Consider the following 13,953-nt stretch of genomic DNA (forward strand, 5'->3'; position numbering starts at 1 on the left):
GCGAAGCGGCCATCTCCTACTCCGGACGGCGCCTCCGTTGCGCCGGGCGCACGATTCCCGCGTGAGGGTGGCTGTCACGCAACGATCCACCATAAGCTTGCGCTCGTGGACAACCTCGATCGCAGCATCCTCGACCTTCTCCGCCAGAACGCCAGGGCCGGCTACGGCGACATCGGCTCGGTCGTCGGGCTGTCCGCCTCCGCCGTCAAGCGCCGCGTCGACCGGCTCGTCGCCGACGGCGTGATCCGCGGCTTCACCATCCAGGTCGACCCCGCCATCGACGGGATGAGCACCGAGGCCTACGTCGAGCTGTTCTGCCGCGGGACGGTGTCGCCCGAAGAACTGCTGCGCATCCTGTCCGCCGTCCCAGAGGTCGTCGACGCGGGGACGGTGACGGGCAGCGCCGACGCGATCGTCCACATCCGCTCGCGCGACATCCCGAGCCTGGAGGCGGCGCTCGAGAAGGTGCGGCTGGCGCCGAACGTCGACCACACCCGCAGCGCCATCGTGCTCTCCCGGCTGATCAACCGCGGCAACGGCTGACGCGGGCGGCCGAGCTCACGGCGCGGCGGTCACCACGAGCGAGACGTTCTGGCCGCCGAAGCCGAACGAGTTGCTCAGCACCGCGCGCTGCGCACCCTCGCGGCGCTCGGTCACCACATCCAGGTCGATGGCCGGATCGATGCCGGCCTGCGCCAGGTTGCGCGTCGGCGGGATCACGCCGTTCTCGACGCTGAGCACGGCGATCGCCGCCTCGACGGCGCCGGCCGCGCCGAACAGGTGGCCGATGGCCGCCTTGGGCGCAGTGACGGTCGCCCGGCCGAACACCGCGTGGATCGCGAGCGCCTCCGCCGCGTCGCCGACCGGGGTCCCCGTCGCGTGCGCGTTGACGTGGCCGATCTCGGAGGGATCCAGCCGCGCCTGCGCGAGCGCCTTGCGCATCGCGGCGATCTGCCCCGACCCGTCCGGCGCCGGCGCCGTAATGTGGTGGGCGTCGGCGGAGATGCCGGCGCCCGCGAGCACGGCCCGGACGCGGGCCCCGCGCGCGAGCGCGTGCTCGGCGCTCTCCAGCACGAGAACGGCGGCGCCTTCGCCGAGGACGAAGCCGTCCCGGTCCGCGGCGAACGGCCGCGAGGCCGAGGCGGGGTCGCTCGTGTGCCCGGACAGCGCGCGGGTCTGGGCGAAGCCGGCGACCGTGATCGGCGCGATGGCCGCCTCGGTGCCGCCGGCGATGACGACATCGGCCTCGCCCGAGCGGATGAGGCGCGCCCCCAGCGCGATCGCCTCCGCCCCCGACGAGCACGCCGAGACCGGCGTGTAGACGCCGGCCCTGGCGCCGTAGCTGATGCTGATCAGCGCTGCCGGCCCGTTCGCCATCAGCATCGGGACGGTGCGCGGCGAGACGCGCCGGGCGCCGGACGCCTCCAGCACGTCGTCCTCGCGCAACAGCGTCCGCACGCCGCCGATGCCCGTCCCGATGGCGACCGCCAGGCGCTCGGGGTCGGGGCCGGGGCCGCCCGCGTCGGACCACGCCTCGGCCGCCGCCACCGCAGCGGCCTGCTGCGACCGGTCGAGCCGCTTCGCCTCGACGGGCGGCAGCAGGTCCGCCGGGTCGACCGTCATGGTGCCGGCCACGATGCCGCCGAGGCCGTGCGCCTCGGCGTCCGCGAGCACGTCCCCGCGGATGCCGGACGCGCCTCCCAGCAGCGCGGTCCAGGTGGTCGGCACGTCCGCTCCGAGCGGGGTGATCGCGCCGATCCCGGTCACGACGACATCGGTGGGCTGCATTCGCTGACTCGCTTTCTTGTATGCCATACAACTTCGGCTTAATTTGTATCACATACAATTACCGGGTGGACAGAGGACGGACAGACGAGCGCCGGACGGCGGAGCGCTCCCTCGACCGCGGCCGCGCCACCCACCGCCGCCTGATCGAGGTGACCGCGCGGCTGTCCGCCGAGCGCCAGGGCGGCGAGCTGAGTGTGGCGGAGATCGCCGCCGCCGCCCAGGTGTTCCCGAGCCAGGTGACCTACTACTTCGGCAGCAAGGACTCGCTCGTGGTGCACGCCGCGTTCCTCGCGCTGCTGCACGACACCCGCCGCATCGAGCGCATCGGCCGTGCCGCCGCGGACGCCGCGACGTTCCGCCGGAACATCGCGCGCGCCGTCCTCGCGCTGCCCGCTCTGCCCCTCGTCGCCCGGGCGCTGGCGATGGGGATCGCCCGGCCGGAGTTGGCGGAGGTCGTCGACCAGCACATCCAGCTGCTGTTCCGCCAGTCGGAGCGCTTCACCCGGCAGCTTGTCGAGTCCAGGGGCTGGCGGGCCGACCGCCCGCTCGACGTCGAGGCGCGCACGTTCTGGAGCACCGCGCTGGGCGCCGCCCTGCTCGCCCGCGCCGGCGCGCACGGCACGAGCACCGATCTCGACCTGGCCGGCGCCCTGACGATCCGCGACGACGGCTGAGGCTGTCGCGTATCTTCTATCGGCTCCATCCGGGGCGGATCAGACTGGCGGCATGAGTACGACAGCACGCGCGAGCATCCACGTCGACGCCGGCACCGACGTCGTCTGGCACGCCATCACTGACCCGGCCACCATCGCCCGGTTCCTGTACGGGACGGAGGTCGTCACCGACTGGAGAGAGGGCTCCCCCATCGTCTACCGCGGCGAGTGGGAGGGAAAGCCGTACGAGGACAAGGGCACCATCCTGGAGTTCATCCCGGGCGAGCGTTTCGTCAGCAGCTACTACAGCCCGCTCAGCGGCAAGCCGGATGTGCCGGAGAGCTACCAGACCGTGTCCTATCTGCTCGCCGCGGACGGCGACGGGACGCAGGTCACGATCACCCAGGACGGCTGCGCGGATCGGGCGGAGGCCGACCGGATGAGCGGCAACTGGGCCATGACGCTCGGCTCCCTCAAGTCGGTGATCGAGGAAGCCTGAGGCTCGTTCTGCGAGAACATTCAGCGGGCGCACAGCCCCGCGGCGGGTGAACCGAGCACCGGCACGGCGAACAGTGGCACGATGGGCGCATGAAGCTGCTCGTTGTCGAAGACGATCCGGATATGGGAGGCCTCGTCCAGCGCGGTCTCGCCGCCGAGGGGTACGACGTCACGCTGGTGACCAACGGCGTCGACGCGCTCATCGCGCTCCGCAGCGACGCCTACTCGGCCGCCGCCATCGACGTGATGCTGCCCGGGATGAGCGGGTTCGAGCTGTGCAGGCACATCCGCGAGGCCGCCAACCCGATGCCCATCCTGCTGCTCACCGCACGGGACGCGATCGAGGACCGCGTCCACGGCCTGGACTCCGGGGCCGACGACTACCTGACCAAGCCGTTCGCCTTCGCCGAGCTGGCCGCCCGGGTGCGCGCGCTGCTCCGCCGCGAGCCGAGCGGGATGCGGCCCCAGGTGACCGTCGGCAGGCTCACCATCGACTCGCACGAGCACCAGGCGCTGGTGTCCGGCCACGAGATGCCGCTGAGCCGCCGTGAGTTCACGCTGCTGCGCCTCTTCGCGACGAACCCGGACAAGACGCTCTCGCGCGCGGACATCCTGGAGTCGGTGTGGGGGACGACCGAGAACATCGGGACGAACGTCATCGACCAGTACGTCTCCTACCTGCGCAAGAAGCTGGACCTGGCCGGCGCCGGGCTCTCGATCGTGACGGAGCGCGGGCGCGGCTACCGGCTGGACGCCAAGAACGCGCTGGACGCGAAGCCGCAGGCCGGCCCGGCGAGCGCCGGGACGGCGCAGGCGTCCGCGCACCCGGCCTCGGAGTCCACGTCGTCGTGAGCTGGCTGCGGCGCCTGTCGATCACGGCGCGGATCACGATCGGCAGCCTGATCGTCGCCGCCCTGTTCGGCCTGGTCGCCGTCGTCGTGATCAGGATCGGCGTCTCGTCGATCCTGCACAACGCGACCGTGACCCTGCTCGGCAACGACATCACGGCGCCCGCCGCCTCGGTCGTGGCGAGCCCGTCCGGCCCGTTCGATCTGCCGGGAGGCGGCCAGGAGCTCGCCGTGGTCGGAACGGACGGCACGGCGCTCGCGACGACCCTGCCGGATGCGCTCGAGGAGCGCCTGCCCGACCTGCTGAAGCTCGGCGACAATCCCGAATCCGTGCAGATCGGCGACGACACCTACCTCGTCCTGGTCCGCCCGGTCGAGACCAGGCTCGGGACGATGCACATCGTCGCCGCTCGCAACGACGAGACCACCGCCCTCATCCTGGACCGCCTCACCCTCGCCCTGCTCATTGGCGCCGGCGTGCTGATCCTGGGCTTCGGCGCGGCGTCGTGGCTGCTGGCCCGCGCCGCGCTCCGCCCGGTGAGCAGGATGCGCGAGCAGGCCGATCGGATCGCCGGCGCGGGCGGCAGGGACGGCCGCGACGACGCCGGGCTGCTCACGGTCGGACCCGCGCGCGACGAGCTCTCGGAGCTGGCGACGACCCTCAACGACCTGATCCGCCGGCTGCGCGCGTCCGCCGATCGCGAGCGCCAGATGGTCTCGGACGCCAGCCACGAGCTGCGGACGCCGCTCGCGGTGCTGCGCGGCCAGCTGGAACTGGCGGAGCTGGACGCGGGCGACCCGGACGCGCTGCTCGCCGACGTCCGCTCGTCGCACGCGACGGCTCTGCGGCTCGCCCAGCTGGCGAACAACCTGCTGGAGCTGTCCCGCATCGAGGCGGGCCCGATCAGCGGCCGCACCGACTGGCGGACCCTCGTGGACGAGCTCACCGACGCCGTCGACCGCGCCCGCCTGCTCGTCAGCAGCGACGAGGAGGGCCGCTCGATCTCGGTCGACTACGACTACGACCCGCGCAGGCGGCCGGCCCCGGAGGCGCGGGTCTCCCTCTCGCCGACCGACTTCGGCCGCATCCTGGACAACCTGCTCGGCAACGCGATCACCGCGATCCGCGGCGTCCCGGTGGATGCAGGCTCAGGCGCGACCGAGCACGACGACACGGTCACGGCGCGGCTGCACGTGGAGGGCGACACGGCCGTGCTCACGGTCACCGACTCCGGCCCGGGGATGCCGGAGTCCTTCATCCCGGTCGCCCTGGACCGCTTCACGCGCGCGGACGGGGCGCGCACGTCGAAGTCCGGCGGGAGCGGCGGCCTGGGGCTGGCGATCGTGGCCGCCCTGGCCGAGGCGGCGGGCGGCTCGGTGCAGCTGGCCAACGTCCCGGACGCCGGCCTCGCCGTCACCGTGCGGCTGCCGCTGGTGAGCGTGTAGCCTGCGGCCGGCGCTGCCCGGCTCCGAGCACGTGCCGAACCGATGTGGCCTTCGGGAGCCGCCGGCGGTCAGGGTTGCGGGTCGGAGGTCTCGTGCTTGCGCCGCCAGAGGTAGCGGGGCCCGAGGATGAGCACGCTCACGAATCCCACCGCTCCGAGCGCGAGGGCCACCAGCAGCATCGCCGATACGGTGAGCCCAGTCCCCACGCTCATCAGGGTTCCCATCACGAGGAAGCTGATGCAGCCGCCGAGGAACACGCCGACGATCAGTCCCGCGTCCTGGTTACGCATACCCGTTCCTTCGTCCGCTCGCTGAGCCCAGCAGATGAAGCCCGCCGCCAGCCCCTCGAGACCCCACATGGCGACCGATACGGTAGCAAAGCACCAAACATTTCACAATGCCACGTGCCGATTGGTCGGCGGCGCTCGCTGAGCTCGACGCCCGCCCAGGCCAGCCACGGTGAGGAGCCCGATGACGGCGCGCGGCCGCCTGGGCCGCCGCGGTCAGTGACCGCTGCGGTCCGAGTCCACGCCCGCGTCCGGCCCCTCGTCGAGGCGGTCGAGCGCGGCGAGGTCGTCGGCGTCGAGGGTGAAGTCGAACACGGCGAGGTTGGCCGCCATCCGCTGCGGGTCGCGGGACTTCGGGATGGCGACGAGCCCGTTCTGGACGTGCCAGCGCAGGACGATCTGCGCGGGCGTCCTGCCGTGCTTGGCGGCGAGGTCGGCCAGCACCGGGTCGGCGAGGAGGTCGCCGGTGCCGCCGATCGGGCTCCAGGACTCGGTGACGATCCCGTGCTCCTCGTCGTACGCCCGGTGGTCGCGGCGCGGGATCGCCGGGCTGAGCTGGACCTGGTTGACGGCCGGCGCGACGCCGGTCTCGGCGATGAGCCGCTCGATGTGCGCCGGCTTGAAGTTGGAGACGCCGATCGCCCGCGCCTTGCCGGCATCGCGCAGCCGGATGAAGGTCTCCCAGGTGTTCACGTACAGGTCGCGCGCGGGCAGCGGCCAGTGGATGAGCAGCAGGTCCACGTACTCCATGCCCAGGCGCTCGAGGCTCGCGTCCAGCCCGGCGACCGCGCGGTCGTCGCCCTGGTAGCCGCCGTCGAGCTTCGTGGTGACGAACCAGTCCTCGCGATCGACGCCGCTCCTGGCGACGCCCCGGCCGACCCCGACCTCGTTGCCGTACTTGGCCGCGGTGTCGACGTGCCGATAGCCCACGGCCGCCGCGTCCACGACGGCGCGCTCGACCTCGGCGTCGTCGAGAGGCCAGGTGCCGAGGCCGATCTGCGGAATGCTGCCGCCCGAGTTCAGCGGAAGCGACGGGACGGCGGGCAGCGCGATGGGGGAATCGGTCATGCGCACCACCCTACGCCCGGGTAGTGTGGCGCCCGACGGAAGGAGAGTCATGGCCGAGGACCCGCTGCCCACCGACCCCGACGACATCGCGGAGGCGGTCGAGACCGCACTGGACGCCGAGGATCTTCCGCTCCTCCGCCGCCTCGCCGCCGCGGGCAGCAGCGACGCGGAGGACGCCCTGGTGGAACTCGCCGCCGAGCGCGGGGACTTGGAGGAACTCCGCCGCCTGGCCGCCGCCGGCAATGCCGACGCCGCCGACGAGCTCGTGGAGCTGGAGGACGAGGAGGAGTAGCCCGCCCTCCCTCAGAGCACCTTCTCGGAGAGCCGCGTCGGGTTCCCGAACCGGTGGTTCGTGATCGAGATCGCCTGCTCGTGCAGGAATGGCAGCACCTCGACACGACCGGACGGGGTGACCTCGCCCGCGTACACGGCCACGTCGGGCGACCCGCCGAGTGCCGCCGCGAGCGCGGACGCGTCCCCGCCGATGAGCCGGATGCGGTGTGCGGTGATGCGGTGGCCGCGCACACGCGACAGCCAGTGCGCGTCCGACTCGACCACGACGTCCACCTCGCGCTCGCGCAGGACCTGCAGCATCGGCTTCGGCAGCGCGAGCGCGGTGCTCACCGTGAACCGCGAGCGCGCGACCGTCGCGGCCGCCATGACGCGCAGCAGTTCGGGCAGCGAGGCGCCCTCGGAGAGCCGGATCGCCACCGGGACCGGGCGGTACCGGAACAGGTTGCGCTCCACCCCGAGCCCGGACACGTCCTTGGTCTGGTGGTACTCCGTCGCGACCGCGATCGCGTCGCTCAGGGCAGACCGGCGCACGAGGTCGAACGCCGGGTAGTCCATCGACGCCTGGCCGGACTCGATCAGCTGCGTCACTCGCGGCTCGAGCCCGCGCAGGTGCAGGCTGGAGCTCATCCGTCCCTGGTCGGCCTGCCAGCCGCCGAGGCCGATCAGGTAGTTCGGACCGCCGGCCTTGGTGCCCGCGCCGACCGACGAGCGCTTCCAGCCGCCGAACGGCTGGCGCCGGACGATCGCGCCGGTGATTCCCCGGTTGACGTACAGGTTTCCCGCCTCGACCGTGTCCAGCCAGAGCGCCAGCTCGTCGGAGTCGAGCGAGTGCAGGCCGGCGGTGAGGCCGTACTCGATGGCGTTCTGGTAGCGGATCGCCTCGTCCAGCGTGCGCGCCGTCATGATGCCGAGCACCGGCCCGAAGAACTCCGTCAGATGGAAGTACGATCCCGGCTGGACGCCCGTGCGGATGCCCGGCGACCAGAGCCGTCCGGTCTCATCCAGCTGGCGCGGCTGGACGAGCCACTCCTCTTCGGCGCCCAGCGTGGTGAGGGCGTGCAGCAGCTTGCCCGAGGCCGGCTCGATGAGCGGCCCCATCTGGCTCGTCGCGTCCTGCGGGTAGCCGACGCGCATGCTCGTCGCGGCGTCCACGAGCTGGTGGCGGAAGCGCTCGGACTTCGCGACGGAGCCGACCAGGATCACGAGGCTCGCGGCCGAGCACTTCTGGCCGGCGTGCCCGAAGGCGCTCTTGACGATGTCCGAGACGGCGAGGTCGTAGTCGGCGCTCGGTGTGACGATGATGGCGTTCTTGCCGCTGGTCTCCGCGAGCAGCGGCAGGTCGGGCCGCCAGGACCGGAACAGCTTGGCCGTCTCGTAGGACCCGGTGAGGATCACCCGGTCGACCCGCTCGTCCGCGACGAGGCGCTGACCGAGGTCGCTCTCTGCCACGTCCACCAGCGCGAGCACCTCCTTCGGCACGCCGGCCTCCCAGAGCGCCTCGACCATCACGGCCCCCGCTCGCTTGGCCTGCGGTGCCGGCTTGATGATGACGCCGCTGCCCGCGGCGAGCGCCGCCAGCACTCCACCCGCGGGGATGGCGACAGGGAAGTTCCACGGCGGCGTGACCACCGTCAGCCGGGACGGCACGAACCGCGCGCCCTGCACGGTGTCCAGCTCGCGCGCGAGGGTCGCGTAGTAGTGCGCGAAGTCGACGGCCTCGCTGACCTCCGGGTCGGCCTCCGCGATCGTCTTGCCGGTTTCGAAGGCCATCACCTCGATGAGCCGGTCGCGGTTCGCCTCCAGCGCGTGGCCGGCCCTGTCGAGCACGGCGGCGCGCTCGCGACCGCTCAGCGACCCCCACCAGCCACCCGCCGTGTGGACGTCGCGGATGATCCGTTCGAGCGCGTCCGCGTCCGTCACGGCGGCGGCCTGGATGCTCGCGACACCGAGATCGCTGGCCGCGGACTGCTGCAGGATGCGCCTGCCCCACGCCCGGTTGGCGGCGAGCGACGGGTCGGTGTCCGCCGCATTGCGGAACCCGTCGGCGGGCACGGCCGGCTCCGTGGCCGCGGCCGGTGCGGCCGCCGCGGAGTCCTGGACGAGCCCGGACCCGCTCGACCCGCGGGTCAGGCCGAGCACCACGCTGGTCAGCCCCTCGTCGTTCGCGGCCCCCGCCGGAGCCGGAGCGGCCGGCGGGCGCGTGAACGAGGCAGCGGTCGCGTCGTCCCACTCGCGGGAGCGGTCCTGCTGCCGGTTCGGCAGCGGCGCCGCACCGAACGGGAGCGCATCGTTCTCGAGGTCGGCGACCGACGCGAGGAACCGCGCCTTCTCCCGCTCGAAGAGCTCCGGGTCGCGGTCGAGCTCGAAGACGGCCGACATGAAGTTCTCCTGGCTGGCGTTCTCCTCGAGCCGGCGGATCAGGTAGGAGATCGCGACATCGAACTCGGCCGGGTTCACCACCGGCGTGTAGAGCAGCAGCTGGCCCACGGTGCCCTTGACCGCCTCGGCCTGGGCGGTCGCCATACCGAGCAGCATCTCGAAGTCGATGCGGTCGGTGACGCCGCGCTCGGAGGCGAGCAGCCACGCGTACGCGACGTCGAACAGGTTGTGTCCCGCCACGCCGATCTTGACGGCGTCGGTGTGCTCGGGGGTGAGCGCCCAGTCGAGCACCCGCTTGTAGTTGGTGTCCGTCGCCTGCTTGCTGCCGTAGGTCGCGAGCGGCCAGTCGTGGATCGCGGCGTCGACGCGCTCCATCGCGAGGTTGGCACCCTTCACCACGCGCACCTTGATCGCGGCTCCGCCCTGGATGCGGCGCTGGGACGACCATTCGGTGAGCCGCTGCAGCGCGTCCAGCGCGTCGGGCAGGTAGGCCTGGAGCACGATGCCCGCCTCCAGCCCGAGCAGCTGCGGCTTGCTCAGGATGCCCGTGAATACCGCCATCGTCAGGTCGAGGTCGCGGTACTCCTCCATGTCGAGGTTGATGAACTTCGGCGTCGGCGATGCCGCCGCCAGTTCGTAGAGCGGCGTCAGGCGGTCGATGACGCGCGCGACGGTCTCGTCGAACGACCACATCGAGAGCTGCGACGCGATCGACGAGACCTTGATCGAGACGTAGTCGACATCGTCACGCGCGAGCAGAGCGCGCGTGCCCTCCAGGCGGCGTGCCGCCTCCTTCTCGCCGAGGACCGCCTCGCCGAGCAGGTTCAGATTGAGGCGGGCGCCGTGACCCGCCGGGTCATGGGGTGTGCGCAGGTGCGCGATCGCCGGTCCCAGCCTCTCCGGGGTGGCGTCCACGACGAGGTGCCCGACCATCCGCCGCAGCACCCGGCGCGCGATCGGGATGACCAGCCACGGCAGGACCGGACCGAAGACGCCGCCCAGCCAGATGGCCGCCCGCATGTACCAGGGCAGGAACGCGGGGATCTTCTTCGCCACCCGCTGCAGGTTGTAGCCGGCGACGAAGAGGTCCTGCGGGCGCGCGACGCCGTCCACGAAGCCGACCGCGAACTCGAGCCCGTCCGGGTCCTTCAGCACCCCGGCCAGCCGCTCGGCCGCCGGGTCCTGCGGAGGCGTCGCGCCGTCGCCGCCCGAGCTCTGCTCGAGCCAGCGTCGCACGAGCGCGACCGCATCCTGAGCGAGCCGCCCCGGTGTGGCCTCCGCCGGGCGCGGTGCGGCGCTGTCCGTGTGATCAACCATGTCCACGACTGTATTTCCTCCACCTCTGGGGGCCGCCGCGACCATCCGGATCTGGGGAGAAGTCGCAGGATGCAAGACCTGTGGAGTACATTCTGCTGCCCCGGATATGCTCAGCAATAGCGAACGTTTCCGAAGGATATCGTTCGCCTGGACTGAATGAATGGAGGCGCCGGTGCTGGACGTCAGAAAGCTGCGCCTGCTGCGCGAGCTGAAGATCCGCGGCACCGTCGCCGGGGTCGCAGAGGCGCTGTCCTACAGCCCGTCCTCCGTCTCCCAGCAGCTCGCCGCCCTGGAGAAGGAGGTCGGCGCCGTCCTCCTCGTGAAGTCCGGCCGGCGGCTGCGGTTCACCCCGCAGGGCGAGCTCCTCGCCCAGCACACCGCGAATATCCTGGACGCACTCGACCTCGCGCAATCCGCGGTCGCCGACGCCGTGAGCACGGTCTCCGGGCTCGTCCGCATCGCCGTCTTCCAGTCCGCGGCGCACGCCATCCTGCCGTCCGCGCTCTCCGCCCTGGCCGCCGACTACCCCGACCTGCGCGTCGAGGTCACCGAGCGCGAGCCGGAGCGGGGCCTCTTCGAGGTGTCGGCGCGCGACTTCGACCTCGTGATCGCCGAGCAGTATCCCGGGAGCACGCGCGCGCTGCGCAGCGACCTCGACCGCGCAGAGCTCGCGACGGACAGCATCCACCTCGCCACCTCTGCCGACCCGTCGGCGCGCATCCGGACGACGTCGCTCGAAGGCGCGGCGAGGCTCCCCTGGGTGCTCGAACCCGAGGGGACGGCCGCGCGCACCTGGGCCGTGCAGCTGTGCCGCTCGGCCGGCTTCGAGCCCGACGTGCGGTTCGAGACCGCGGACCTGGTCGCCCACATCCGCCTGATCGCCTCCGGGAACGCCGTCGGCCTCCTCCCGGACCTGGTCGGGGTGGACGAGCAGCCGGCCCTCCGGCTGCTGCCGCTGCCCGGCTCGCCCCGCCGGACCGTGTTCACCTCGGCCAGGCGCGCGTCCGCCGCGAGCCCCGGCGTCGTCGCCGCACGCCGCGCGCTGGCCGCCGCGGTACCCGCGCACTGCCGCCCGTGACCGTCCCTTAGGCTCTGTTCCATGACCGACGCTGCCCCCTCCCCCGCGCCGACGCACGATGTGGTGATCGTCGGCGGAGGTCACAACGGACTCACCGCCGCCGCCTACCTCGCCGAAGCCGGGAAGAGCGTCATCCTGCTCGAACGCCTGCCCGATGTCGGCGGCGCCGCGGTCAGCGCGCAGGCGTTCCCCGGCATCGAGGCGCGGCTGTCCCGCTACTCCTACCTGGTCAGCCTGCTGCCGCAGCGCATCATCGACGACCTCGGGCTCGACATCCGCCTCGCCCGGCGCCGGTACTCCTCGTACACCCCGGTGCCCGGGGACCCCGACGGCGCCGGCCTGCTCATCGACAACACCGACGCGGAGGCGACCGCGGCGTCCTTCGCGCGCATCGGCGCCGCGGCCGACGCCGAGCGGTTCACCGCGTTCTACGAGTCGACGGCATCCGTCGCCCAGGCGCTCTGGCCGACCGTGACCGAGCCGTTGCTCACCCGGAGCGAGGCCAAGGCGATCGTGGGCGACGACGAGCTGTGGGACGCGCTCATCGAGAACCCGATCGGCGGCTTCATCGAGTCGCGGCTGGAGAACGACCTGGTCCGCGGCGTCGCGGCGACGGACGCACTGATCGGGACCTTCGCGAGCGTCTCCGACCCCTCGCTCGCGCAGAACCGCTGCTTCCTCTACCACGTCATCGGCCAGGGCACCGGCCAGTGGGACGTGCCCGTCGGCGGGATGGGCGCCGTCACCGGCGAGCTCGCCCGCGTCGCACGGGAGGCCGGCGCGCGCATCGTGACCGACGCCGAGGTCACCTCCATCGCCCCGGACGGCACCGTCGTCTACACCCGGAACGGGCACGAGCGGCACGTCGTCGGCGGCCACGTCCTCGTGAACGTCGCGCCGGACGTCCTGGACCGCCTGCTCGGCGACGCGGCGAGCGCGGGGCAGCGTCCCGCCGCCGAGGGTGCGCAGGTCAAGGTCAACATGCTGCTCGAGCGACTGCCGCGCCTGCGCGACGAGGCCATCGACCCGAAGGCGGCGTTCGGCGGCACCTTCCACATCAACGAGACCTATACGCAGCTGGAGGACGCCTACACGGGGATGACCCGCGGCGTGATGCCCGAGCTGCTGCCCTGCGAGATCTACTGCCACACGCTCGCGGACCCGACCATCCTCGACCCGGACCTCGCCGACTCCGGCGCCCAGACCATCACGGTCTTCGGGCTGCACACGCCCGACCGCTGGCTCACCGACGACAACAACGACGAGACCAGGAGGCGCCTGCAGGATGCCGTGCTGGCCTCCCTGAACTCGGTGCTCGCCGAGCCCATCGAGTCCCTCCTGCTGACCGACGGGGACGGCAACCCCTGCATCGAGACGAAGACGACGCGCGACCTCGAGCACGCCCTCACCATGCCGGGCGGCAACATCTTCCACGGCCCGCTGTCCTGGCCGTTCGCCGAGGACGACGACCCGCTGGACACCCCGGCGCAGCGCTGGGGCGTCGCGACGGAGCACCCGCGCATCCTGCTCTGCGGGTCGGGTGCGCGCCGCGGCGGCGCGGTCAGCGGGCTCGGCGGCCACAATGCGGCGATGGCCGTCCTGGAGGGCTGAGAGGACTCGCACGCGCGGTCGCGCACCCCCCTGCCGCAACACCGGGGACATGACTAAGGTGGGGCACATCAAGGGGGCGGGACTCTCCGGGAGGTCACCATGATGCCACAGCCGACAGGTCGACTGGTTCGCAAGGACGACGGGGTGTATGTGGTCCTCGACCGCATCTTCAAGTCCCCGATCGAGGAGGTCTGGACGTACTTCAGCCGTTCCCCGAGGCTCGCGCTGTGGATCGGCGAGTACACCGGAACGGGCTCGACCGGCGCCGTGAAGTTCCGGATGAACGCGGAGGGCGACGACGCCCCGTGGGAGAACGTCGCGGTCATGCTCTGCGAGGCCCCGCACCGCCTGCACGTGGACGTGGGGAACGCGCCGGACTCGCTCGTCATGTTCGTGCACCTCACCGAGGCCAGCGGGCACACCACGGTGACGTTCGGCCAGCGGCTGCGCGCCGTCGCCGCGTCGGCCGACTACTGCGTCGGCTGGGACTACTACCTCGACCGGCTGGTCGCCGCGCACGACGGCAAGCCGATGCCGAAGTGGGAGGACTACTTCCCCGGGATGCGCGACCACTACGAGACGCTCTGCCGCGAGCTCGACCGGGATCTGCGCGCCGAGCACCTGACGGCTCAGCGCGACGGCACGACGGGCTGAGCGCCTCCGCGTCCGACGTGACCTGCGCCGGC

At 72.2% G+C, this 13,953-nt stretch carries 13 protein-coding genes; 9 read left to right on the top strand and 4 right to left on the bottom strand.

Features of this window, described 5'->3' with window-relative positions:
* The first annotated feature begins 105 nt into the window (after positions 1 to 105).
* Positions 106 to 543: an Lrp/AsnC family transcriptional regulator gene (locus ACTHMF_RS10310; RefSeq protein ID WP_314148117.1), complete on the top strand. Its 438-nt coding sequence runs from the start codon at positions 106 to 108 to the stop codon at positions 541 to 543.
* 15 nt (positions 544 to 558) lie between these two features.
* Here the strand turns inward: ACTHMF_RS10310 and ACTHMF_RS10315 are convergent, their stop codons facing one another.
* Complete coding sequence (locus ACTHMF_RS10315) at positions 559 to 1,788, bottom strand: beta-ketoacyl-[acyl-carrier-protein] synthase family protein (protein WP_440317350.1); 1,230 nt, start codon at positions 1,786 to 1,788, stop codon at positions 559 to 561.
* Between the two features lie 65 nt (positions 1,789 to 1,853).
* On the opposite strand from ACTHMF_RS10315, the gene ACTHMF_RS10320 reads away from it, so the two are divergent.
* The 4 genes from ACTHMF_RS10320 (at position 1,854) to ACTHMF_RS10335 (ending at position 5,233) form a co-directional block, all read left to right on the top strand.
* On the top strand, positions 1,854 to 2,462 hold the full coding sequence (locus tag ACTHMF_RS10320; RefSeq protein WP_440317351.1) for a TetR/AcrR family transcriptional regulator C-terminal domain-containing protein: 609 nt from the start codon (positions 1,854 to 1,856) through the stop codon (positions 2,460 to 2,462).
* 52 nt (positions 2,463 to 2,514) lie between these two features.
* On the top strand, positions 2,515 to 2,940 hold the full coding sequence (locus ACTHMF_RS10325) for an SRPBCC family protein (protein WP_440317352.1): 426 nt from the start codon (positions 2,515 to 2,517) through the stop codon (positions 2,938 to 2,940).
* Positions 2,941 to 3,029: 89 nt separating this feature from the next.
* Positions 3,030 to 3,791 carry a response regulator transcription factor gene (locus tag ACTHMF_RS10330; protein ID WP_440317353.1) on the top strand — a complete coding sequence of 254 codons (762 nt, stop codon included), beginning with the start codon at positions 3,030 to 3,032 and terminating at the stop codon, positions 3,789 to 3,791.
* On the top strand, positions 3,788 to 5,233 hold the full coding sequence (locus ACTHMF_RS10335) for an ATP-binding protein (RefSeq protein WP_440317354.1): 1,446 nt from the start codon (positions 3,788 to 3,790) through the stop codon (positions 5,231 to 5,233). Before ACTHMF_RS10330 ends, ACTHMF_RS10335 begins: the two co-directional genes overlap by 4 nt.
* A gap of 68 nt (positions 5,234 to 5,301) precedes the next feature.
* Here the strand turns inward: ACTHMF_RS10335 and ACTHMF_RS10340 are convergent, their stop codons facing one another.
* Positions 5,302 to 5,523, bottom strand: a complete 222-nt coding sequence (locus ACTHMF_RS10340) for a hypothetical protein (RefSeq protein ID WP_440317355.1) — start codon at positions 5,521 to 5,523, stop codon at positions 5,302 to 5,304.
* A 213-nt stretch (positions 5,524 to 5,736) separates the two neighbouring features.
* The gene (locus tag ACTHMF_RS10345) at positions 5,737 to 6,588 is read right to left on the bottom strand and encodes an aldo/keto reductase (protein WP_440317356.1); all 852 of its coding nucleotides are present in this window, start codon (positions 6,586 to 6,588) and stop codon (positions 5,737 to 5,739) included.
* A 49-nt stretch (positions 6,589 to 6,637) separates the two neighbouring features.
* Here ACTHMF_RS10345 and ACTHMF_RS10350 point away from each other — a divergent pair, with 49 nt between their 5' ends.
* Positions 6,638 to 6,880, top strand: coding sequence for a hypothetical protein (locus tag ACTHMF_RS10350; RefSeq protein ID WP_314148108.1), 243 nt, complete (start codon positions 6,638 to 6,640; stop codon positions 6,878 to 6,880).
* An 11-nt stretch (positions 6,881 to 6,891) separates the two neighbouring features.
* Here ACTHMF_RS10350 and ACTHMF_RS10355 read toward each other — a convergent pair whose 3' ends face one another.
* Positions 6,892 to 10,578, bottom strand: coding sequence for a proline dehydrogenase family protein (locus ACTHMF_RS10355; protein WP_440317358.1), 3,687 nt, complete (start codon positions 10,576 to 10,578; stop codon positions 6,892 to 6,894).
* A 172-nt stretch (positions 10,579 to 10,750) separates the two neighbouring features.
* Between ACTHMF_RS10355 and ACTHMF_RS10360 the strand changes: the two genes are divergently transcribed.
* The 3 genes from ACTHMF_RS10360 (at position 10,751) to ACTHMF_RS10370 (ending at position 13,921) form a co-directional block, all read left to right on the top strand.
* Entirely contained in the window at positions 10,751 to 11,656 is a 906-nt protein-coding gene (locus ACTHMF_RS10360; RefSeq protein WP_440317359.1) for a LysR substrate-binding domain-containing protein, read from the top strand.
* A 21-nt stretch (positions 11,657 to 11,677) separates the two neighbouring features.
* Positions 11,678 to 13,267, top strand: coding sequence for a phytoene desaturase family protein (locus ACTHMF_RS10365; RefSeq protein WP_314148105.1), 1,590 nt, complete (start codon positions 11,678 to 11,680; stop codon positions 13,265 to 13,267).
* A 144-nt stretch (positions 13,268 to 13,411) separates the two neighbouring features.
* Entirely contained in the window at positions 13,412 to 13,921 is a 510-nt protein-coding gene (locus ACTHMF_RS10370) for an SRPBCC domain-containing protein (RefSeq protein WP_314148104.1), read from the top strand.
* Positions 13,922 to 13,953: the final 32 nt, after the last annotated feature.

Origin of the sequence: Leifsonia sp., assembly GCF_051955155.1 — a bacterium.
GTDB lineage: Bacteria > Actinomycetota > Actinomycetes > Actinomycetales > Microbacteriaceae > Leifsonia.

What these genes read in the sequence shown, in the direction of transcription:
- ACTHMF_RS10315 (WP_440317350.1), bottom strand. Translation starts at nt 1,788, where the DNA reads ATGCAGCCCACCGATGTCGTCGTGACCGGGATCGGCGCGATCACCCCG.
- ACTHMF_RS10325 (WP_440317352.1), top strand. Translation starts at nt 2,515, where the DNA reads ATGAGTACGACAGCACGCGCGAGCATCCACGTCGACGCCGGCACCGAC.
- ACTHMF_RS10330 (WP_440317353.1), top strand. Translation starts at nt 3,030, where the DNA reads ATGAAGCTGCTCGTTGTCGAAGACGATCCGGATATGGGAGGCCTCGTC.
- ACTHMF_RS10340 (WP_440317355.1), bottom strand. Translation starts at nt 5,523, where the DNA reads ATGCGTAACCAGGACGCGGGACTGATCGTCGGCGTGTTCCTCGGCGGC.
- ACTHMF_RS10345 (WP_440317356.1), bottom strand. Translation starts at nt 6,588, where the DNA reads ATGACCGATTCCCCCATCGCGCTGCCCGCCGTCCCGTCGCTTCCGCTG.
- ACTHMF_RS10350 (WP_314148108.1), top strand. Translation starts at nt 6,638, where the DNA reads ATGGCCGAGGACCCGCTGCCCACCGACCCCGACGACATCGCGGAGGCG.
- ACTHMF_RS10355 (WP_440317358.1), bottom strand. Translation starts at nt 10,578, where the DNA reads ATGGTTGATCACACGGACAGCGCCGCACCGCGCCCGGCGGAGGCCACA.
- ACTHMF_RS10365 (WP_314148105.1), top strand. Translation starts at nt 11,678, where the DNA reads ATGACCGACGCTGCCCCCTCCCCCGCGCCGACGCACGATGTGGTGATC.